The organism is Aromatoleum toluolicum (assembly GCF_012911005.2).
Lineage (GTDB): Bacteria > Pseudomonadota > Gammaproteobacteria > Burkholderiales > Rhodocyclaceae > Aromatoleum > Aromatoleum toluolicum.
This window is the reverse complement of sequence record NZ_WTVS01000011.1, coordinates 1-20887: the sequence shown is the minus strand read 5'-3', so window position 1 is coordinate 20887 and position 20887 is coordinate 1. Positions and strand designations below refer to the sequence as shown.

19 protein-coding genes are annotated in these 20887 nt (G+C 63.5%); 12 read left to right on the top strand and 7 right to left on the bottom strand.

What is annotated here, in order from left to right; translation table 11 throughout:
* Positions 1–327: 327 nt before the first annotated feature.
* Positions 328–1209, bottom strand: coding sequence for a DNA-binding protein (locus tag GPA27_RS06995; RefSeq protein WP_169138915.1), 882 nt, complete (start codon positions 1207–1209; stop codon positions 328–330).
* A gap of 145 nt (positions 1210–1354) precedes the next feature.
* Complete coding sequence (locus GPA27_RS06990) at positions 1355–1675, bottom strand: hypothetical protein (protein WP_169138913.1); 321 nt, start codon at positions 1673–1675, stop codon at positions 1355–1357.
* Positions 1676–2338: 663 nt separating this feature from the next.
* Here GPA27_RS06990 and GPA27_RS06985 point away from each other — a divergent pair.
* From GPA27_RS06985 to GPA27_RS06935, 11 genes are all read left to right on the top strand, one after another.
* Complete coding sequence (locus tag GPA27_RS06985; RefSeq protein ID WP_169138911.1) at positions 2339–2845, top strand: DUF3577 domain-containing protein; 507 nt, start codon at positions 2339–2341, stop codon at positions 2843–2845.
* Between the two features lie 343 nt (positions 2846–3188).
* Complete coding sequence (locus GPA27_RS06980; protein WP_169138909.1) at positions 3189–3836, top strand: DUF3275 family protein; 648 nt, start codon at positions 3189–3191, stop codon at positions 3834–3836.
* 514 nt (positions 3837–4350) lie between these two features.
* Positions 4351–5448: a DUF6094 domain-containing protein gene (locus GPA27_RS06975; protein ID WP_169138907.1), complete on the top strand. Its 1098-nt coding sequence runs from the start codon at positions 4351–4353 to the stop codon at positions 5446–5448.
* Between the two features lie 175 nt (positions 5449–5623).
* Positions 5624–6247, top strand: coding sequence for a hypothetical protein (locus tag GPA27_RS06970; protein WP_169138905.1), 624 nt, complete (start codon positions 5624–5626; stop codon positions 6245–6247).
* Positions 6248–6857: 610 nt separating this feature from the next.
* Positions 6858–6983 (top strand): hypothetical protein, encoded by a 126-nt coding sequence (locus tag GPA27_RS06965; protein ID WP_256222824.1) that lies wholly within the window; start codon positions 6858–6860, stop codon positions 6981–6983.
* 15 nt (positions 6984–6998) lie between these two features.
* Positions 6999–7964: a hypothetical protein gene (locus GPA27_RS06960; RefSeq protein WP_211164873.1), complete on the top strand. Its 966-nt coding sequence runs from the start codon at positions 6999–7001 to the stop codon at positions 7962–7964.
* Positions 7965–8089: 125 nt separating this feature from the next.
* On the top strand, positions 8090–10375 hold the full coding sequence (locus GPA27_RS06955; RefSeq protein WP_169138903.1) for a DEAD/DEAH box helicase: 2286 nt from the start codon (positions 8090–8092) through the stop codon (positions 10373–10375).
* A gap of 787 nt (positions 10376–11162) precedes the next feature.
* A complete protein-coding gene (locus tag GPA27_RS29600) occupies positions 11163–11303 on the top strand; it encodes a type II toxin-antitoxin system RelE/ParE family toxin (protein ID WP_246260983.1) in 141 nt (46 codons plus the stop codon).
* Between the two features lie 154 nt (positions 11304–11457).
* On the top strand, positions 11458–11760 hold the full coding sequence (locus GPA27_RS06945) for a helix-turn-helix domain-containing protein (RefSeq protein WP_169138901.1): 303 nt from the start codon (positions 11458–11460) through the stop codon (positions 11758–11760).
* A 22-nt stretch (positions 11761–11782) separates the two neighbouring features.
* On the top strand, positions 11783–12601 hold the full coding sequence (locus GPA27_RS06940; protein WP_169138899.1) for a TIGR02391 family protein: 819 nt from the start codon (positions 11783–11785) through the stop codon (positions 12599–12601).
* 13 nt (positions 12602–12614) lie between these two features.
* Positions 12615–13898, top strand: a complete 1284-nt coding sequence (locus tag GPA27_RS06935) for a hypothetical protein (protein WP_169138897.1) — start codon at positions 12615–12617, stop codon at positions 13896–13898.
* Positions 13899–14013: 115 nt separating this feature from the next.
* Here GPA27_RS06935 and GPA27_RS06930 read toward each other — a convergent pair whose 3' ends face one another.
* Complete coding sequence (locus GPA27_RS06930) at positions 14014–16662, bottom strand: AAA family ATPase (RefSeq protein ID WP_169138895.1); 2649 nt, start codon at positions 16660–16662, stop codon at positions 14014–14016.
* A gap of 400 nt (positions 16663–17062) precedes the next feature.
* On the opposite strand from GPA27_RS06930, the gene GPA27_RS06925 reads away from it, so the two are divergent.
* On the top strand, positions 17063–17431 hold the full coding sequence (locus GPA27_RS06925; RefSeq protein ID WP_169138893.1) for a JAB domain-containing protein: 369 nt from the start codon (positions 17063–17065) through the stop codon (positions 17429–17431).
* 126 nt (positions 17432–17557) lie between these two features.
* On the opposite strand, the gene GPA27_RS06920 is transcribed toward GPA27_RS06925, so the two are convergent.
* The 4 genes from GPA27_RS06920 to GPA27_RS06905 all read right to left on the bottom strand — a co-directional run bounded on the left by GPA27_RS06920 (position 17558) and on the right by GPA27_RS06905 (position 20780).
* Positions 17558–18463: a putative bifunctional diguanylate cyclase/phosphodiesterase gene (locus GPA27_RS06920; RefSeq protein ID WP_169138891.1), complete on the bottom strand. Its 906-nt coding sequence runs from the start codon at positions 18461–18463 to the stop codon at positions 17558–17560.
* A gap of 428 nt (positions 18464–18891) precedes the next feature.
* Complete coding sequence (locus GPA27_RS06915; protein ID WP_169138889.1) at positions 18892–19125, bottom strand: hypothetical protein; 234 nt, start codon at positions 19123–19125, stop codon at positions 18892–18894.
* A 291-nt stretch (positions 19126–19416) separates the two neighbouring features.
* Positions 19417–20319 (bottom strand): hypothetical protein, encoded by a 903-nt coding sequence (locus GPA27_RS06910; RefSeq protein WP_169138887.1) that lies wholly within the window; start codon positions 20317–20319, stop codon positions 19417–19419.
* The gene (locus GPA27_RS06905) at positions 20316–20780 is read right to left on the bottom strand and encodes a hypothetical protein (RefSeq protein ID WP_169138885.1); all 465 of its coding nucleotides are present in this window, start codon (positions 20778–20780) and stop codon (positions 20316–20318) included. Before GPA27_RS06905 ends, GPA27_RS06910 begins: the two co-directional genes overlap by 4 nt.
* Positions 20781–20887: the final 107 nt, after the last annotated feature.

Sequence of the window (20887 nt, the reverse complement as noted above, 5' to 3'; positions counted from 1 at the left end):
AGGATAGGGATGGCCGCAGGAGAGGCGCTCGGGGAGGGAGCCGGAAGGCGGGGGGTAGTAGGAGAACATCGGCCTCTCTTTGAAAAATTACGGAGAGGCGTATCCCACCGAGATGGACATGAATCTTGAGGCTGACCCCGGACCCGAAGGTCGTTCCGGTTACAGGGGCTGACCGGACGTTGAATATATTCGTAGGCGCCATACGCCGGCTCGTCAAGGGGCCGCTTCACAATGTGTCGATTGCCAGGTCAGGTTCTCCGTCGACGGTTGCCGGCAAAGGAGTGGCCCCCGTGCGCACGACAACGTCAGCGTCGGCCGCTTGGACCTTTACGACGTGCCCGTTACGGTGCCTTGCGCGGTGAAGCCCTTGATGACATCCAGATGACCGGCATTCTGAGTGCGCAGTGCTTCCAGCTCGCCAGTCGCCTGAGCGAGGCGAGCGGCCAGGTCGCGGGACTCCTTGCGTATCTCCGACAGATCAGCCTCGAGGTTCGCGTTTCGCTGCTTTTGGTCCTGTAGCTGGCTGTCGAGGTTCGCCACTTCACGCGTGTGGCGCGCCTGGCTATCCGCCAGGCGCTCGCTGAGGCCTGCGGCCTTCGCCTCTGCGATCGCGGCCAGACGTTCGGCATTGGTGCGAGCGTCGCGCTCGGCGTCTACCGCACTTCGTAGCCGCTCGTTCTCGTTTTCGAGGATGGGCAGGGCGTCGAGTCGAACATGTGCCTTGGCCAACTCGGTGCGGGTGGCCTCGGCTGCGTGACGCTCACGGGCGGCTTCGTCCCGGGCTGCGGAGAGGTCGGCCGCCATTTGCTCGATCTTTCCGGCGAGCGCTGCCTTCTCTTCCTGAGACGTCTGCAGGGTGCTTTCCAGCGTCTCGATGTGGCCGCTCTGGCGCTCGTTCTCGGCGGCGAGCTCGCCGGCGGCCGCTTGCATGTCAGACAGTTTGGCGTCGAGGTCGGCCCGAGCCGTTGCCCGTTCCTGCGTCACGAAGTCGAGAATCGTCCGTTGCAGCGCAGGGGGGAGGGCTGAACCTGCTTCGATGGATGGCGGCTGGTTGCCTTCCCATCGTTGGAACAGCTTATGGATGGTGCCCAGGCTGCCGCTGCCGTGACGCTCGCGGATCTGGCGTGGGGTGGGTTTCCCGCCGGCGGCTTTGATGCCATCGGCGATGGCCGCCACCTGCTCGTACGTGATGCTGGCTTCCCGAGGCATCTCACGTCTCCAGTACGATACGTTACGTACGATAGGTTACGGTACGGTATGAATCAAGCGCCCATGACCTCGATCGAGGTGAGCCCGGTCAGCGGTGGGGTGGGGCGCTGCTTGTGGCCCTGGCGAGTCCGGTTTCGCAGACGTCTCATGTCGTTGGCACCCTCCGTAGAGCTCGTCGGGCCGCAAGGTCAAGGGGCGTTTGAGCTACCGATTCGCCGCGCATTGACGGTCTTGGCATCGGCTTCAAGCTGTCGCACCCGACCCAGTCCTCCCAGACCGTCAGGACTTCGCCGTCGATCTCGTCGGGTTCGAGGGCGTCGGGGGCTACCAATGCGCGGTCGATCCATCGTATTCGTAGCAGTGTTCCGGCGCGTTCGAGGATCTCGACCCATCCGTGCTCGCGGTGGATCGCCATCTCGCCCGGTCGCAGACGGGCCGGATGGGTGTTGATGTGCACGACGTTCATAACCCTTACCTCCATGCCCAGGGGAATGTCATGTGATTGCAGTGTGGATGGCGCCAAGTCGGGTGCAGCCCCCGAGCGGAGGAGCCCCATCGGGGAGAACAACTGGCGCGGCGGGCCGTCCAGACGATGGGAGCACCACACGATGGGCCCGCCGTGGGCACCAGTTCCCTGTCTGGGGCGTCAAACGCGCGCGGGCGGCATCAAATCCGGCGCATTAGCGTGCTGTTGCAGATGCGAGAGGTCGTGCAGCCGAGCAGGCTGGTCGCGATCGTGTGCGAAGGGTTTCTGTCGGGCGGATGAGGTCCGTCCCCTCGCGGGAATGTCGCTGATCAAGCGAAGAAATGCAAGGCGGCTTGATCAGACTGAAGGTGCGCTCGAGTCGTCGTGCCACTGTCTGGGGCGCAACACCGCTGGTCCCCGTTTCTACGGTGGTGGCATGCTGCCATTGGCTCGATGGCGTTGCCCTGTTGACGGCGCGGGCACTTGGCGTAAAATCGGCGCGAGTATTCGGCCATGTGGCCGTTGTACTGTGTCCGGTCAGCCCCTGTAACCGGAACGACCGTCAGGTCCGGGGTTTCGTTTGTATCACCCACCCGATCGGGAAGATTCACTTCCCGATCATGGGATGTGTGGTCTCCCGATTTTTTTCGTCTGGAGACTGTCATGTCCGAATCCATGCAAGTTGCTTCCAAGACCGCTCCCGAGAAGGAGCATTTCGACCTGCATACCAAGGGATGCGGCTATTTGGGCCGGGTCCGGTGGGTGAAGCCGCGCGGTGGCGGCCGTCGAGCCGAGCCCTTTCTCGCATGCGCAATCAACGCTGTTCACGGGTCCGTCACGGAACCGGCGTACACGTACTTTGACCTCAGAGTGGTCGGTGCCGAGTGTGCCGAGCTCGTTGAACGCTTCAAGCAGGATGTCCAGAACGACCGCAAGGTCTTTGTGTCATTCCGCGTGGGTGACATCTACCCACATCTCTACTATGCCGACGTCAAGGATTCCGAAACCGGTGCGCCCGGCAAGGAACCGCGAGTCATCATCAAGGGCCGGCTGCTACTGCTGACGCACGTCAAGGTGGACGGCCAAACGGTCTACGAACGCCCGAAGACCACGGATGTTCAGCCAGCGGCCGAAAGCGCTCACCTGGAGCGCACCGGCACCAGCGGGTGATCACCCGATCAGCCGATCCAAGCTCGGAGCCTTTCGTGGGTTTCCACCCGTTTTGCACGTTTCGGCAAAAAACGTGCGTGGTGCGCCCAGTCAGCCCCTGTAACTGGGACGGCCGTCAGGCCTGGGGTCCTCGGTCGGGCCTGGCCTGTCCGCTTCGATCCCGTACCGGTCCGGAATACCGGTGCCTCTTTCAAAGCCGGGGCCACCAACCATGTTGGTGGCCCTCCTGTACCGCAGGCACCGATGGTTCGACCCGTTCGGTGTCCGATTTTCAACCACCCATCGGGGGCGTTCGTCCCCCTCGGTGGGCGGGCCTCCGATACCGCATTCGGAGATCGAGATCGTGAGCATCACTGTCGAAGGCACGCTGAACATCAAGCGCATCAAGGGGGCCAATGGTCCGTTCTGTGTCGGCGATCTGCTGACCGATATCGGCGAGTTTCGTGTCAAGGACCCGATCCTCGATCAGTTCGAGGAAGGGAGCTACACGGGGCGCTATTTCATTCAGCGCATCTTCCCCTGGTCCTATGCCAGCAACGGTCGGCTCGTGTTGGAGATCCGCGCCCGACTCGCCGATCTGCACGTTCAAAGCGGCACGGAAAGGAGTTTGCCCGAGGCCCCGATGGAACCCGATCCCGCTGACGAGGCGGTAGCGCAGACTGCGCGTCCTGGTGCCGGGAATGGCGATTTGGAGGGAAGCGGTGCGCCCGAACGAGGGCAGGAGGGCGGGGCGCCGCCGGTATCTCCCACCACAGGTTCGGACGAATCGCCCGATCTCGCACTCTTCGGCGACGAGCTCCACGGGCTGGTCGCGGCGCGCCAACCGGTGAAGCTCGATCCGACGATCGATGACCGCCGGCGCTTCCGGGAGCAGCGCAATAGGCTGAAGTCCGGACTCCAATACGGCTTTGTGCCGGAAGAGCAGGTCTGGTATCCGGAGGAATCCGATCGGTATCGGGCCTACCTGGCCGCGAAGGCGGACGCATCGTAGAACAATCCCCGCGGCCGACTCCGGCCGCCAGCCCGCGCGCGGGCTTTCCGAATCGGGTTCAGTACGTCAGGGGACGCGCGTGATTCGGAAAGCCTGCGAGGGCTCCATCGACAACTGGGCAGCAACACGCCCGATGTGTTGCGGCATTTGCGTCGGCGGTTTCCCCGCGCGCCCTTTCATCGGCGCCCACGCCTTCCACTGGGGTGCCTCGCATCCGAGCCACGGGGTCTCAGGGCAACGCGCCTGAGGCCCGCGGGTGTGACGAAGGTATCGTTCAAATCCCATCCAAGCGGAACCAGCGGGTTCCCATGGTCGGCCCACAGCAGGCAGACCGACGATGGAAATCCGTTTGCGGCCGTCCGGCTATCGGCCGGTGGCGCGTGTTGCCAGATTCATCAGCCTGTCAGTCCCTGCAACAGGACCGAGCATCTCGCTCCGGGACATCATCCACAACCTGCGGGTCGCGATCGGCCCGTCGAGGGTCAATGCGTCCCGCCGACTCCGAGGAGGTTCCATGGCCCTGATATTCCCGCGCCTGGCGCGCAATTTCGTGAAGAACGGCTACTACCCGACCGACCAAGCGACGCTCGAGCGGATTGTCGCCGCCCTCGATGTGGCAGGCAATGAGCTACGGATCCTTGATCCGTGCTGCGGCGAAGGCGCTGCGCTCCACCAGGTCAGGGAAGCGCTGACTGGATGCGGTGCCGCTGTTCAGGCATTCGGCGTCGAGTTCGATGCCGAGCGCGCCTGGCATGCGAAATCCGTCCTGGACCTTGCGATTCACGCCGACATCCAGGACGTCGTCCTAACACCGGGGTCCATGGGTCTCTTGTTCCTGAATCCGCCCTATGGCGACGTGGTGGCGGACCGGGCGCAGACCGGCGACAAAGGGCCAGATCGACTCGAGAAGATCTTCTTCCGGCGGACCTTTCAAACCCTTGCGTTCGGAGGCGTCCTCGTTCTCATCGTGCCTTACTACGTGCTCGACGCGGAGTTCGCAGGTCTCCTTGCCCGCAACTTCGATCGCATTCGCTTCCATATGGCTCCGGAGCAACAGTTCAAGCAGTGCGTGGTGTTCGGCGTTCGACGCCGTTCGGATCGGCCGGAATCCCGCACCGTGTCGGCGCTCATTGCTGCCGGTAAGGGCGAAGCATGCAATCAGGTATTGCCCGAGTGCTGGACCGACGAGCCGTACGCCGTTCCGGAGATTGCAGGTGGGGAGGGCCGCTTTCACGCGGTCCGCATCGACGCCGCCCAACTCGCGGCCGAGGTGGCGCGACTGCATGCGCATAGTCTCTGGCCGCAGTTCCGGACTCACTTCGGTGTTACGAAAGGCGCCCACCGTCCGCCCTTGACTGCAATGGGGCGGTGGCACCTGGCTTTGGCGCTGGCGGCCGGTCACGCTCACGGAATCGTGACCGCCGGTAGCGGTCGCACCCTGTTGATCAAGGGCGACACGTACAAGGACAAGGTCCGCTCCGTCGAGCTTTCGGAAAGCCCGGATGGGACCGTCAGTGAAACTGTCATTCTTACCGATCGGTTCGTGCCCGTGATACGCGGGATCGATTTCACTCCAGGGCCCGGGTTCGGGTCCATCGTCACGATCCAATAGGGCAGGGCAAACGCACTGCACATTGGTCTTGCGGAGCACCGCTCCGCCTCGATTTGCTGGCCCTCAGCGCCAGCGCTTTGACCACCACCACTGCAACCCGAACGGGCTCGCTCTTCGGGGGCGAGCTCGCCTTTGTGTTGTCTTCCAGCCATCTATCATTCTTTGGGAGAACGAGATGCAGCAGGAAATCGATATGTGGGTGCTCGCGCGACACCGTGACGTGTCCGCACTCTCGAGCGCGGGCCGCAACCGCTCGACGACGGATCGCGAGTGGCGGGCGGGCTGCCTCGAGTATCTTCAGACCACGCTGCTGTGCCACCCGGGCACGCTCGCGCGGTCGGAGGTCGTCTGGCGGCTGGCGTGCCGGGCGCCCGACGAAGCCGAGACGTTCTGGTCGACCATCCGCGTGGTTCGAGCCAACTTCAACCACGCACTGGCGAGTACCCTGGATCGCCTGTGCGTACTGCTTCCCGAAGCGGGTGCCGACCAGATGGAGATCCCGCTCGGAGCCGACGGCGGAATCGATTGGCCGGAGGCCCTGTTTCCGATGGGCGCCGCGCTCCTCACGCACGTTGCGGAGCGACTGCAGGACACGCATGACTTCGACACTTCCGGCGAGGCTGTCCTCCACGTGTTGACCGACCTGGCGCGCCTTCTGTCCGACCATCTCACCGATCAGTCGCCGTTCTTCGATGCGATCGCGCGGTCGGTGCGTGTGCCGAGCGACAAGGTGCTGATGTCGGCGCTGGCGCAGGGCGAGTTGCTCTTGCTTCCGGTCCGGCGCATCAGCGATTCGTAGTTTCTCCTCGGGCGGCCGTGCCGCCGCGATTCCATTGTCCTCCCTCATCACCCGTCGGGTTGCACGCCCGGCGGGTGCGGCGACCGACGGGACATTCAGGAGCGCATCATGCACACATTGCGAAACTTCAACCGTGTGGCGGACGAATACGAGCTTGCGCAGCGTCAGCCACTTCGCGTCGCCTTGATGACGGCGGGTAACCCGGGCCTCGGTCAGGACCCCGCGCAAACACTACTCGGCGTCCAGAATCGCCTGGCGCCGGTGGCGTCCCTTGGGGACGCGAGCCGTGTTGTCTGCCGCTTCATCGTTGAGCACCAAGTCGGCGGCGGCAACTGGGTGGGGGGGCAAGTCCTTGACGGTTGCGGCCAGCAGGTCGCACGGGTGAGTTACAACGGACGGGTGTGGCTACCTGCTCGCGGGGCAGTGCCTCAACCAATTGCCCAGACGTAGTTTTGCGGCGACGCCATCGCGTCGACACCGAGCGCTGTCAGCCCCTGAAACAGCGACGGCCCTTCGGGGCCCGGGGCATTCGTCCTTCATCCACCCCACCGGGAAGATCCGCTTCCCCGATGGGGTGGCGGCATCTCCCCATTTCTTGAGGAGCTTTGCCATGAAAAACGTCGATTTCACCGACCTCGAAGCCACGCTCTTGGGCGCGGACGCCAGGCGCTTGTCTCGCGTCCGGTCCGCCTCCGTACCCGAAAACCAATCGTCATTGGCGATTGGCGTCCAATGAAGGGAGGCACTCATCATGTTGTCGATCGAGGGTTTCTCCGATCTGTACGCGGATGCCTGCGTCCGCGGCGAAAATGGCGAACTGTTGCTGCTGTCCTTGTACGGACGCGACACCTCCGTGCTGCAGTTCATGTCCGCCTTCTCCGTGCCTCGCGATCAGGGCGGCCTGCTCCAGGCGGGGGAGGTCACCTTCACCCTGGCCGATGATGGAGCGCGACACACGGTCTTCGTCCCGGAGCCGGAGCGGCTCCAGAAGTTCACTGGTCGTTTCCCTGACCGGAACCTGTTCGGATCACTGACGCACACGTGGCTCTACGACCCGGTTCTGGTGCAGCTCAACCGGCCGGGGGGAACCGCCTGGCTGGTGAGTGATGAATGCGAGGTGCCGCGCTCCCAACTGTGGGCCCTGATCCGGGACCTCAGCCCGCTGCCGCTCCTCGATCACTGGCGCGATCCGCTGCTCGACGGTCTGGGCGATCGGCTCTACATGCCGCTGAGCCGCTTCAAGTTCCCGCCGCTCGGCAAGGTCGGCGGCGTTCGCGTCACGCTGGAGGAGCGGTTCCAGGATCTCGTTTCGATGGCCGTCAAGCAGGGTGTGTTGACGCTTGAGGCGGACGACCTGCCCGCTGACGCGGCGGGACGAATCCAGGGGATCGCCGAAGCATTGCCGCCCGTGCGGGCTCAGTCCAAGCCCTTGTTCGAGCTCGGTCGCGTGGTGATGACAGCAGGGGTCGAGCTGTTCCTCGAGCGCCATCCGGATCTCGTCGACCGCTGTCTCGGCGCCTACCTACGAGGCGATTGGGGGGTGAGCTCCGAGCCCGAGCAGAACGACGAGGCTGTTCGTTCGGGCGACAGCCGCATATTCGCCGCGTATCCGATCGACCCGGCTCGGCCGAGCGCGGGCTACGGCGCCAATACGTTGTGGCTCATCACCGAAGCGGACCGCAGCGTCACGACATTGCTGCTGCCCGAAGAGTACTGAGGCAAAAGCGTTCGGGGCGAATACGTCCGCCTTCGGCTATCGCCCCACCCTGTTCTTCCACGTCAAACCCATGCGGGGACTCGTACCCGCATGGGTTCGGTCTCCGCCTTCTCGAGGAGACCTTCATGCAACTCGCACGTGCCGACTTCGCGTCGGCTCTCGTCCTTCCGGAACCTGCCCAGCTGTCGCTGGCGGAGTTCGTCGACGACTTCGGCGCCAGCCTGCTGGACGCCGTTCGACGCCAGAATCCTCCCGTCTATGACGGCGCAGCCGATCCGCAGCGCGATGAGTTGATGGATCGGCTGCGCCGGAAGCCCTTTCCGGCGCAGCGCGATGCCGTCCAGGCCCTGACTCGCCTGCTGCTCGACGCCGGCGACCCGGCGGCGATCCTCAACGCCGAGATGGGAACTGGCAAGACCATGATGGCGATCGCCGCAGCCGTCGTGATGCACGAGGCGGGCTTCCGCCGCACCCTGGTACTGTCACCGCCTCACCTGGTGTACAAGTGGCGCAGGGAAATCATGCTGACCGTGCCGGATGCTCGAGTCTGGATACTCAACGGGCCGGATACCTTGCAGAAGCTGCTCACACTGCGCGCGATGCGCACGGTGCCCGCAGTGCCGGAGTTCTTCGTGCTCGGGCGCGTGCGGATGCGCATGGGCTTTCATTGGCGGCCCGCGTTCACCGTACGCAGGACGGTTTATCGGGACGAGCTCGGGGCGCGCCACGTCGCCGCCTACGCCACTTGTCCGGACTGCGGGCAATGGCTGACGGACAGGGCCAACGACTCCGAGCTGCCAATGTCGGCGGCGCGGGCGAAGGTCGTGCTCGACGAGAATCGAAGCGCTTGCCCTCATTGCAGCGGGCGCCTGTGGACCTTAACCCGCAAGGGCAAGCCGCAGCGCTCGCACCGCGAACTCGTCATGGACGCGTTGCAGCAGTTGCCGACCATCGGCGTGAAGACCGCCGAGAACCTGATCCGACGATTTGGCGAGGAGATGCTCGGCGCCATGCTGGCGGACAACGTGCACGAGTTCATCAACCTGATGGACGAGAAGGGGGAACTCGTCTTCTCCGACCGCCAGGCCGCACGCATGGAGCGCGCAATGGCCACCATGGAGATCGGCTTCGGCCAGGGCGACTACCAGGCGACGGAATTCGTCAAACGGTACTTGCCCCAAGGCTACTTCGGGCTGCTGGTGATCGACGAGGGGCATGAATACAAGAATGCCGGCAGCGCCCAGGGACAAGCCATGGGCGTCCTGGCCGCCAAGTGCAGCAAGACGCTGCTGCTCACCGGCACGCTGATGGGCGGCTACGCCGAGGACCTGTTCTACCTCCTCTGGCGCCTCAATCCGAGGGTGATGATTGACGACGGCTACCGCCCGAACGTGCGTCGCAGCCTGGGCCCGGCAGCAATGGTCTTCATGCGCGACCACGGGGTCGTGAAGGACATCTACCGTGAGGCGGAAAGCCGCTCCCATCGGACTGCGAAGGGCAAGACGATCAGCCATCGAACGGCCAAAGCCCCCGGCTTCGGCCCGAAGGGCATCATGCGGTATTTGCTGCCCTGCACGGTCTTCCTGAAGCTCAAGGACATCGGCGGGGACGTCCTGCCGCCCTACCGCGAGGTGTTCGAATCGGTGGTGATGACAGAGGCACAGCGCGAGGGCTACACGAAGCTCGCGAGGGTCCTCACGGCCGAGTTGCGCCTGGCGCTGCGCTGCGGCGACGCGACGCTGCTCGGCGTGGTGCTCCAGGTGCTGCTGGCGTGGCCCGACTGCTGCTTCCGCGACGAACTCGTCAGGCATCCTCGAACTGGCGCCCAGCTTGCGTATCAGACAGCAGTCTTCGGCGACGGGGACGTGAGCCCGAAGGAAGCGGCGCTGATTGAACTTTGCCGCCATGAGAAGGGCAGGGGCCGCAAGGTGCTCGCGTACTCCATCTACACGGGGACCCGAGACACCACGAGTCGCCTGCGGGCCCAGCTGGAACGCGCGGGCTTCAAGGTGGCCGTGCTGCGCGCGAGCGTTGAAGCGGCCCGCCGCGAGGACTGGGTGGCCGACCAGGTCGAACGCGGCATCGACGTGCTCATCTCGAACCCGGAACTCGTGAAAACCGGGCTGGATCTGCTCGATTTCCCTAACATCGCCTACATGCAATCGGGCTACAACTGCTATACCCTGCAGCAGGCCTCGCGCCGTTCATGGCGCATCGGGCAGCGAAACGACGTGGCCGTGCACTTCTTCGGATACGCGGAATCGGCGCAAATGGACTGCCTCACATTGATGGCGCAGAAGATCGCGGTGGCGCAATCGACGTCGGGCGACATGCCGGAAACGGGCCTCGACGTCCTCAATCAGACCGGTGACAGCATCGAGGTGGCGCTGGCCAAGAGGCTGGCGGCCTGACGAAGCCAGGGCGTGGGCGCCAGCCCTCGTCCTGGTTTCACCTCGCTCTCGCATCTTGCAACCGTTGGCACTCTCGCCGGGACGGCTTCTCTACCTTTAGCATGAGGCGCTGACCAGGAACTGCCGCGGACGTCAGTGGGCGGCTGTGCAGAGGCCGCCGCCGACCAACTGCTGCTGCAGATGTTTCGGCAGCGCCGCCGTTGGAGAGGTTGCTTCGCTCGGAAACCTGCTGGACAGCCGATGCGTGCAATTCGGCCTGTCCGGGCATGCGCCGGCCAAAGCCTATCGGTCTCCATTGCGTCGATGACCTGCCGCTCAACTGCGGATTCCAATAGGCGGCAGCTATCCAATCCAGCTAACGCAAATTCCCAACCAATAGTTTGATATCTCAAGTTGCTGCTTTGTAGCGACCTCGGTGACGGCAACGCCTTGTGCTCACGGTTTCGACCACATGACGGTCAACTCGCGTGACGCGCCAGAAGACCCCGGGTGTCCATGCGGTCTATCGCTCGGCTAGCTCGATGGTCAATTGCGCGCAATCGAGTGTCGGCACGCGCTAAGAACCGAGAGAGATGATCACATGATCAGTGGCCAGCGATCCGCCATATCAGCCCCGATTGTCGCCTCGACGTCACGACGATCGGCTCGGGGGCCCTCCCCGACCATGCATCGTGCGGGGCTTGGAGAAGTATGCCCGTTACGGGTATAGTTTAAAAGATCAAGATGATGATCCGCGTCCTCAAGCGAAAGGTCTTTACGCGGTGGTAGGCGGGCGAAAAGCTATCTGATGCCGCCTTGTGCAAGGCTTTTCAGGAGATGGAAAGCGGTCTGTGACGCTGACTTGGGCGGGTTCTTCTACAAGAAGCGGGTTGCCCGCTCCGGCGGCGGCAAGAGCGGTGGCTACCGCACGCTGCTGTCGGCCCGGTAGCCGTTACGTGTTCCTGCATGGGTTCCCAAGAGCGACAAGGCGAACATCACAGGACGAGAACATGGCTCTGCTATTTGCTGGCAAGTGTTCCTGTAACTGTCCGCGGAGACTTTGTCGAAGGCGTTGCAGTCGGGCGTGTTATTGGAGGTGCACTGTGAGCAAGATCATTGAATCCCTGCGTGGCGATCTGGCTGCGCTTCAGGAAGCGGGAGCAATCAGCAAGGTGACGATGCGCGAGTTCGACGCGATCTGCCCGCCGCCGGTGCGGGAGTTCAGCGCTGCCGACATCAAACGCCTGCGCGAAGCCTTGAAGTTCAGCCAGCCGGTGTTCGCTCTTCATTTGCACACGTCGGCCTCAACCGTGCGCAAGTGGGAGCAAGGCGACACCCATCCCACGGGGCCAGCCCTCAAGCTGCTCAACGTTATCGCCGACAAGGGCCTGCAGGCCATCATCTGACGCCTGACCAGGGAGACAAGCATTGGCGGCCCGAATTAACCCTTTCAGCTCACAGCATCTTGAAGCCGCGTGCCGCGTGCTCGCCGATACCGAGCGCGGTCTGAGTGGCACACAGATCGAGCGGTTGCTGCAAGAAATCGAGATTGCCGACACGTCGCCCGGCATGATCAAGTGGAAGCGGTTATTCAATGCGCTGGCCGGCGCACAAGACCGGCACCAGGTCGGCAACCATCTCATCATGTTCATCAATCGCGCGATGAACCCGGTGAACTACGCCCGCGATCCCGCGACGTTCTCTTGGCGGCGCGGCGAACTCAATGTCGTCCTTGCCTTCTCCGGTTTCTACGTACGCGAGGACGGCAAGGTCGGGCACGCCGACAAGGCCACGACGCTCGATGCCGCGCGCGCCCGCGCGGGTCGACTCAAGGCCGCGCTGGAAAGCCGCGTCGTCCACGCGGAAGTGCTGAACTACTGCCGTGCCGAGCCGCTGGACGAAAATTACTTCCATGCCGTGTTCGAGGCAACGAAAGGCGTTGCGGAACGGATTCGCCTGCTGTCGGGCCTGAACGGTGATGGCGCGGACCTGGTGAACAAGGCATTTGCGGGCCAACAGCCTGTTCTCGCCTTGGGATCACTCACCACCGAGTCGGAAAAGAGCGCGCAGAAAGGCTTTGCCAACCTGCTGATCGGCCTGTTTGGCGCCGTGCGCAATCCGCTGGCCCATGCACCCAAGACGAACTGGCCTATGTCCGAACAGGACGCACTGGACATCCTGACGCTGGTATCGCTGATTCATCGCAAGCTGGATGGCACCACGAAATTAGCGGCCGTATCGCCATAAGGGAAAGACAAGAATGGACGAGGCGATCGTTGTCTTCTCTCGGAAAGGGATTTTTCAGACCACGATCGCCGCGCGCGATGTTCGCAGCCGGGAACATGCGCGAAAGCTGTGGCCCCTGGTGTCTCCCGGGGCATCACGGCAGATGGTGACATGGGTCAGCCCCTCCTTTGAAAGCGGGAAGCTGCGTCGGCGATCCCATTTCCGGGTGCTTCCTGCCCAGCACACCTTCAACCCTAAAGCGCACTTCGATGATGAAGAAGCCAGCCGGTGGCGCGCCGTGCAGGAAAGTCCCGAACACAGGCGGGCGAAAGAACTTGTCGCAGCCGAACTCTCCCGACGTTTGAATGCCGGGCTTGCGATGCCGTGGGCGTTCAAGGATGCGGATGCGTCGGACTATCCGTTGGAAGGCAACTTGTTGCTCGGCGCCGACCAGGTTGCAACCGAACACCCCCTGGAGACGCCATTTGGCAGCAAATTCCGGCTCGACGTTGCTGTGCTCGGCCCGCCGGTCCAGGCTGAGCCGATGGTGCTGGGCGGCGTTGAAATCGAACTCGGCCACGCCTTCGACGGGCGCAAGGCGCTGATCGGGAAGTCGCTTGGATTTCCTCTGATCTCCATCGACATCACCGAGATGACGCTGGACGAACTCACGCCCGAGTGGGCACGGCAGGTATTGACCGCGACCACGCGGAGCCACGAGCAAGGACGCCGGCAGACCTACATCTATCTCCACGACCTTCTGTACCCCCTCCATGTGCAATTGCCGGCGTTTCTTGACGACGAACAGCGGCATCAGTTTCTAGTGTTTGCTGACGATGAGACCCTGAACAAGCTGGTGCGCTGGATGAACCTGCTCGCCGAAAAGCTGGAGTACCCGAAGAGTACGGTCGCCGTTGCCCTGGTCAACGGCAAGAACGAGCAGTCGCGCAAGATGCTGGAACGCGCGGGACAGGTCGTTGGCCCCGACTGGAGTGAGTTCAACGGCCACCGATGCCTACGGCTGACCCTGCCGCGTCCCAAAGGCCCGGCGGATCTCCAGGCCCATCGCTTCCACATGACGATGGCGCGCATCCTGCTGTCGCACACTGATGCGCTCGTGGGATACAAGTATTGCAACGGCGTGGACAACGACCACCCCGAAGAAGACGTGTGGGTTGCGCATCGCTGGATCGCTGACCTGAAAACCCATACGCAGCACCGCGTATTGCCAAAGCGGCTGGCCGAACCGATCAACAGGTTGATCGCGGTGGTTTCGGACCTGAATCGCAATCATGCGGCAACCAGCCAAGAGGCCTGACCGCCTTGACGCCTCGTGCAGTCATAGTGGGGCGGTCACAGCAGACGATAAGGCGAGCGCACTTAGAGGCCCAGCAGTGCGACCACTCGTCTGGCAAATGCACGATCCGGTTGGCTCAGGCTGGCGCGCCTTGCATGCCAGCTCCTGCGGCAATCGGCGGCCCGGCCTTGCGCTTCTTGGCGGTCTCTTCGGAACGCTTGTGCACCTGTGCACGCCAGTTCTCCAGTGCGAGGATGTCTGCAAGCAGTTCGTCTGGGTCAGGAACAGCAACGCCACCCATCATCGCTTTGTCATGGGCGTAGTTGGAGCACTTGCTCATCCCCGCGTTGACCTGCGCATAGTCATCATCGTCCACACTCACACCGACGAGCCGCTGTGTCTCCACGCCCTTGCGGAAGCGGAGAATGACTTCGCGCAGGAGGACTTCTTCCACAGCTCGTTCCCATGTCATACGCAGGCGGAAGTAGGCATCAACCGTCTGCCTGTGGTGCTCCTGCTGGTCGCCATCTTTGTGTAGCTTGGCAATGGCCTGTTGCTGCGCTTTCAGCGCGCCGATGCGCTTGCTGGCGTTCTTCCCCTCGAATGGCAATTCCGGGTCCGCTATGCCGAAGCCTTCGGCGCGCCGTGTCAGGCTTTGCGTAACCACTGCGGCGCCGACCTGCTTCGCCTCCTCGGCCAACAAGCAGAGGAAATAGATGTCGTGCGTGAAGATGATGACCTGCCGCTGCACCGCTTCAGCAGCGAGGCGCCGGGCAACGCGCTCGCGCCGACGGTGGTCGAGGGAGGATACTGGATCGTCGAAAACGATCCCTCCCTTGCCGCCGCTCAACCCCACCTCGGCAAGGAACGAGCCGATCGCGATGGCGCGTTGCTCGCCTTCGCTCAGGATTTCACCCGGACTACGGACTTGCGGTAGCTGTAGCTTTAGCTTATGCAGCGCTTTCCCTCGGTCGGCACGGCTTTGCAGAGAAACGCTCAGGCTTCCCACGCCCAGGGCTTTGAATTCGCGGTTCAACGCATCGGCTAGCTCCTTGGAGACGACTTTCTCCGCCAGTTCCGACGCCTTGAGGGATATGGCATTTGTCCTGACGGCGGCCAGGCAGTTCTTCAGCTTCCCTTGGTGTCCCAGCTTTTCCACCGCCGTAACCACAGCCTCCTTGACTTGGCTGAGCTTTACGCGGGCATCCAACTCGCCAAGTTGCTTCTGCAACGCAGCGCGAGCTTCTTCATTCGAGGCTTTCTCCAGAGCCTCCGCTTCGGCGTTCAGCTTGTCAGCGAGCGCCTGCAGCCGCTCGGCCGGACTGACCAGTGCCTGATCCAGCCCCGTCCAGTCATGGGAGACGACCGCTGCCTTGATTGCTTCATGCCGAACCGTTAGTGCGGCCTCGAAAGCCTTGGTGTCGGCTACCAACGGTGAGTCGATTTCTTCTATCTCTACCTGCGTCGCCTCATCGAGGTTCAACGCCATGACTGAGGCGGCAAACGGACGGTACTCGGCAGCGAGCGCCTGGCGCCGCGCCTGGGCCGTCTTTTCCGCCTCTGCTTGTATGAACGCCTCGAATCGCAGCAGCCGTTCCGCGCCTGCGGCCAGCGGCTGCTGACACAGCGGGCACGCGGCGTCTGCTCCCAAATCTGGGAACTGTTTGTCTGGATGCGCTTCTAGCGCGAACTTCCGGGCTGCGTCGAACAGTTCCCGCCACGCTTCTCCGCCAGTTCCCGCCAGAAGGTTTTCCCCTTCCTTGAAAGTCTTCGCAGCGAGTGCGGCGGCGGCCTGTGCCGTACGAAAATCATCGGCCAGTGCCTTCAACTTGGCGATGGCTTCAGGGGCGACCACGAGTCCTTTCTCGACAGAATTTTTGGCGATTGACGTGACACGGCGCGCGCGCAAGCGCAAGCGACCCGCCTTTTCCTTCGGGTTGTTCTCTTTGAGGCTTTTCTCTAGCGTTTCCCGCTGCTCAAGTTCTTCTGGCTTGAGAGCGGCGAGAGCTTCAATCTGTGCAGTGCTTGTTTTCGCAGAGAGCGCCGCGATCAGCTTGCCGACGGCAGTTTCCCCCTGTAGGTGCGCAAATGCAGTGAGATCCACCGCCGACTGCTTTTGCTCGGTCTCAATGGCCGTTTTGAGCTGTTGGCAAACCTTGGCGAGTCCTTCGAATACGTCTAGGCCATACGGCACGTAGGAGAAGTCATCCTCATTATCCAAATAGGCGCGCGCGCAATGTGCGTCGAATATGGCGAATGACGAAAGTTCTGGAGGCGCCTCTTTCCCTTGTTGCCAGACCACCTCTTTGAGAACGCCATCAATGACTATATCGAAGGAAGCCTGGGCATTGCCGGCCTTGGCTCCCGGCAAATTTGCATTGGGGTGGATGGGTTCCGATTGATCGCGCGCCCGACAGGCACGCTTGAGAACCCGCGAGTATCCTGATTTGCCAGAACCGTTATCGCCGTATATGACGGTCATCCCGACCGGACCAACCGCCAACTGCTGATTTTCAGCAATTGCGTTGACGTTGTGCAGATTCTTTATGGCCCGCAGCTCGATGTGCGTGGTCGCCTTGACTTGTGCTGGAATCTGCTCAGCAGTTAGTGGCTGGGGCTGGCGATTCTTGGGATCTGGAATTCCGTGGGGCAGCTTAAGCAAGGCATACAAATCCTCATGATCCTGCGGCGTCAGCGCTTGTTTCGCCAGCAGCCGAGAAACTGCATCGCTTTGCCATGCCGGAAGCCCCTGCGTCCAAACCAAGATTTCCTGCAATATCGCCATGAGCCCTCCCTGTCTCTATAGGTTACTACGTATGACTATACGTCTAACCATGTTGCATTCCTATGGGGAGTAAACTTCAGAACGCAGCAGCGTCTCGGCGTTCCGGCGTCGGGCTTGCCGGCTGCGCCCCGCACCTCGTGCCGAGTCGCGGCCATCCGGCTTTGATCCCTGACGCCTCCGGCCCTTGAGGGCCTCCGCGCTGCGCTTGCCCATCCATCGTCTCTGCGGATGGTGGGCTGTGGGCGGACTTGCTGTTCCCTTCACCGTACCACGGCGCTTTCTCCGTCAAGGGCCGCGTGCCTTGGGCGCTTGCGGCCGTGGCCGTCTTCGCCCCTGTGACTGCTTGCGCTGCGCTGGAGCCGGTTCCAGGCAATGCCGCCTGAGCAACCGGTGCACGCTCATGTCGCAACTCTCCCTCTCTCTCGATTCCTCGCTGCTGGTGCGTGACGCGCAGGGGCGCTACTTGGTGGCGTCGGCGGACCAGATTCTGGCGGCGTCCCGCCAAGCCATCGCCCAGAAGAGCCCACGCGGGACGCTGTTCACTTCGCCGGCGCTGTTCAAGGACTACCTGCGCGCCACGCTGGCCAGCTTCGAGCACGAGATCTTCGGGGCGCCGTACCTAGACAGCCAGAACCGGCTGATCGAGTACATGAAACTGTTCCACGGCACCATCGACCAGGCATGTGTGTATCCGCGCGAGGTCGTGAAGGAAGCACTCTGGCTCAATGCGGCAGCGGTTGTCTATTCGCACAACCATCCTGCGTGTTGAGCGATCGATACTTGACGCCGCAGGGTGGCGGCCGTCGATGACGGCGCGTCTTACCCCGTCGGTGATAATTTAGGCTGCACCGGAAGGGCCGGCGCGCAGTGCCAGCATGTCGGTCGGCGTGTCCATTCAGATCCGCTCCGGCTCGACGATCGTGTGCTGTCGGGGGGCGAGAAACGCATCGTGGAACAGGGCCGGTGGAAGGCTTTCACCAACCAGGTAGCCCTGGACCATGTCGCAGCCCATGACGCGCAGGAGTTCGTGTTGAGCCGGCGTCTCGACGCCTTCCACAATGACGATCAGATCCAGTTCATGGGCGAGCGATATGATGTTTCGCACGATTGTCGAATCCGGGCCGTCGGCGAGATCGACGACAAAGCTTCGGTCGATCTTCAGGATGCGGACCGGCATGCGCTTGAGGTAGCTCAGCGAGGAGTAGCCGGTGCCGAAGTCGTCGATGGCCAGCCGTATGCCCAGATGCGCGAGGCGAGCGACGTTCTCCCGCGCGCGATCGTTGGCGCGCATGCAAATGCTCTCGGTTATTTCGACGACCAGGTCATCGGGCTGCAGGTCGAATCGTTCGAGTGCGTTGGCGACTGTGTCGGCGATGTCGCGCCGGCGCAATTGCTCGACCGAGAAGTTGACCGCGACCCGCAGGTCATGGCCGGCGGCGTGCCACGCGTGAAGCTGGGCACACGCGGTCTCGAGCACCCATTGTCCGATCTTGCCGATCAGTCCTTGGTCCTCCGCGACCGGGATGAAGGTGTTGGGGCGGATCATGCCGAGTTGGGGGTGCTGCCAGCGGATCAGCGCCTCGGCCGCCACCATGTGGCCAGTACTTGCGTCGATCTCGGGTTGGTAGTGAAGGACGAACTCGTCATGCTCGACGGCGTGTCGGAGGTCTCGCCCGATCCGAAGGCGCGAGGGAGCCGTCGCGTCCGTGGCTTGATGGAGCCGGCGCCCGGGCCGGACGCTGCGCCGTTGATTCCAATTCCACCCATGCGGGTGTTCCGGGGGATTGCGTGTCGTGTGCATTGTTCCTCTCCGTGTCTCGGTTGCCGGTGGTCGAAAAATGTCTCGGCCGTGGTTCTTGGCTTTTCGACGTGTCGCAGCCAGGCACGGGGCGTGGAGGCGGGCGGACACCGATCGCGAAAGCGGAGCGACGCCAGGCGCGGGACGCCTGGACACTGTGCCGGCATGCGCCGGCCGCGAGGGATCCAACGAGACGAGGCAACCCGCCTAGGCGAGTCGCTCAGACAGTAGCGAAGGGAAAGCAAGGCGCGAAGCTGCTTCGAAGGGTCGAAGAGGCGTCGCTTAGCGAGGGGAGCGAGAGCAGGAAATGTCGACTGGACGGCTTTACGATAGTGCGTCAGTCGAATATCGGCAAGGCATTATTGCGGCATGCTGGCTGCGCGGGCGGTGTTGAGCGTTCCGGGCCAATCTGCCCGGAACGCCGTTTCTGGTTAGAACGGTAGCTCTTCGTCGGCGATAGAGCCGGTGGGGCGCAGCAAGAGATGCTCATGGAACCAGCGCTGGTACTTTGCGAGCTCGTTTGCGAAGTAAGCGGAGCCGGGAAACAGGAGTAGCAGCTCCTGGTAATGTGCGATGCGTTCGCGAAAACGGTCCTCCCAGTGGGTAAATGGAAGGTAGGCTTGGGGATCCTGCCCCGGCCTGTTTGCGGGTTCGTCGTGCCACATTTGGCGATCTCCCGGAGGGTAGGTGCTGGACGGGAGAACGCACGAGCCGCGACCGGGACGTGGATCATCCCGGAGGGGAAGTTGGATGCAACTGGGACGAAGACCCCGGGCTGATGCCGTACCTGTTTCAGGGGCTGACAGGTCGCGCGGCTACGAGGAGCCGGTGCTGGAGAATGTCATCCAATTGTGGTTCATGCCAGGCTGGCATTCAAGGATTAAGGATGGTCGGGGGGCGAGGGCGGCCTTCCTCGGAAACGACCGGTGATTCGTGGACCTCGCTGCGCCGGTCAGTTACCGCGTACCAGGGTCTGACCGGATGCGAGCGTTGGACGGGCACGCGTGATTCGAGCAGTCGGCATGCACGCCGCCCTCTGTGTCGGCCGGCTCTTCGGCACAAGGGGAGAGCCGCGTCGAACCCATGCCGTTCATGCGCTCTTGCGCGGCGCGGAACATGCTGGCCTTGCGTGCCGCCAACGCGGCCTGCCGCCCTCGCTCATCGGCCGCGCGCTGCGCCTCGAGTTTCGCCGCCTGGGCCCCCAGTTCGGCGAGGTGGGCGCGGAGGCGCTTGAGGCCGCGCGTCGCGGTCTCGCGGGCATCCTCCGGAACGTGGGCGATCAGCTTCGCGTCGTCGCCGCCGATGAGCGACGCCACCACCGCGTCGCCGTCCGCCGGCGCGGGCAGCAGGGGCTGGACGGCCTCCGGCGTGATCCGCCCCGCCACGACGGCCGCAGAGAGCGTCGCCGCGCGCCGTCGCGGGTCATGGCCGAGCGACGCCCACCACCGGCATGGCACCCTCGCCTCGCGCGCCTCGCGCACCAGACGCTGGTACGCCTGGCAGAACGCCATGCGCGCCGCCACCTTGTCGCGCGCATCAAGGAGCGGCCTAGCCACCGCCAGCGCCTGCGTGATCTCGTCGGTCCATACCACGGTCGCGGCGTCGTCGTCCGCGGAAAGGGCGGTCGCCCACGCCTCCTCCGCGCCAGGGCGACTATCGAGCTCCGCGACCCGCTCGAGCACGGCGGCCACGGTCAGGCGGCCCTTCAGTTCCTTGCGGCAACGCTCCAGGGCGCGCAGTACGTCGGCGTCGGGGTAGGCCGACAGGTCCGCATCCATGACCTTCAGTGCCGCCGCGGACAGCTCGGTCCCGGTCAGTTCGGCCGTCATGGCAATGGCCTTCAGCGTGTTCGCGCTCACAGTGACTCTCCTCGTTCGGCCAGCACCTCGGCGAGGGCGGCCATGGTGGTGCCGGCTCTGTCGGACTGGCGCGCCTTGCCGGCGGTCATGAGCCTTCCCGTCACCCACTCGGTGCGCAACTTCTCGGCGTCGCTCAGCAGGCAGCCGAAGTCGTGCATGCGGCCAACGTAGTAGCTCCTCGGGTGCTGCACGAACCACGCGGCAATCAAGGGTGATTCGTCGTAGCCGATGCGCTGCACGAACTGCTTCACCTGCGAACTGACCTTCTGGTTTCGAACTGGGGCGGCGCCGTAGCGGTCTGCATAGGCGTTCCGGTAGGCCGCCCAGGTCGCCCGGCACGCGGCCTGCAGGCGCGTCTCGCCGGCCGGATCCTGCGGGGGGGCTGGCGCCTTGGCGACAGCAGGGAGGCGTTCTGGCTCCCTACACGGCGCCGTCCCCCTGACGGTTAACTGGTGGTTCATTGGTGGTTCACTGACGGTTTGGCTCCCACTGGTGGGAGGCGTCTCGGGACACCCATGGGAGGCCTCCCCTCCCATGGGTGGGAGCCCTCCGCTCCCCTGGGTGGGAG

Coding starts and splice junctions, on each gene's coding strand:
- GPA27_RS06935 (WP_169138897.1), top strand. CDS start 12,615: ATGGACGAGGCGATCGTTGTCTTCTCTCGGAAAGGGATTTTTCAGACC.
- GPA27_RS06985 (WP_169138911.1), top strand. CDS start 2,339: ATGTCCGAATCCATGCAAGTTGCTTCCAAGACCGCTCCCGAGAAGGAG.
- GPA27_RS06905 (WP_169138885.1), bottom strand. CDS start 20,780: ATGAACCACCAGTTAACCGTCAGGGGGACGGCGCCGTGTAGGGAGCCA.
- GPA27_RS06990 (WP_169138913.1), bottom strand. CDS start 1,675: ATGAACGTCGTGCACATCAACACCCATCCGGCCCGTCTGCGACCGGGC.
- GPA27_RS06915 (WP_169138889.1), bottom strand. CDS start 19,125: ATGTGGCACGACGAACCCGCAAACAGGCCGGGGCAGGATCCCCAAGCC.
- GPA27_RS06925 (WP_169138893.1), top strand. CDS start 17,063: ATGTCGCAACTCTCCCTCTCTCTCGATTCCTCGCTGCTGGTGCGTGAC.
- GPA27_RS06920 (WP_169138891.1), bottom strand. CDS start 18,463: ATGCACACGACACGCAATCCCCCGGAACACCCGCATGGGTGGAATTGG.
- GPA27_RS06960 (WP_211164873.1), top strand. CDS start 6,999: ATGTTGTCGATCGAGGGTTTCTCCGATCTGTACGCGGATGCCTGCGTC.
- GPA27_RS06930 (WP_169138895.1), bottom strand. CDS start 16,662: ATGGCGATATTGCAGGAAATCTTGGTTTGGACGCAGGGGCTTCCGGCA.
- GPA27_RS29600 (WP_246260983.1), top strand. CDS start 11,163: ATGCCGCCTTGTGCAAGGCTTTTCAGGAGATGGAAAGCGGTCTGTGAC.
- GPA27_RS06965 (WP_256222824.1), top strand. CDS start 6,858: ATGAAAAACGTCGATTTCACCGACCTCGAAGCCACGCTCTTGGGCGCG.
- GPA27_RS06975 (WP_169138907.1), top strand. CDS start 4,351: ATGGCCCTGATATTCCCGCGCCTGGCGCGCAATTTCGTGAAGAACGGC.
- GPA27_RS06970 (WP_169138905.1), top strand. CDS start 5,624: ATGCAGCAGGAAATCGATATGTGGGTGCTCGCGCGACACCGTGACGTG.
- GPA27_RS06995 (WP_169138915.1), bottom strand. CDS start 1,209: ATGCCTCGGGAAGCCAGCATCACGTACGAGCAGGTGGCGGCCATCGCC.
- GPA27_RS06955 (WP_169138903.1), top strand. CDS start 8,090: ATGCAACTCGCACGTGCCGACTTCGCGTCGGCTCTCGTCCTTCCGGAA.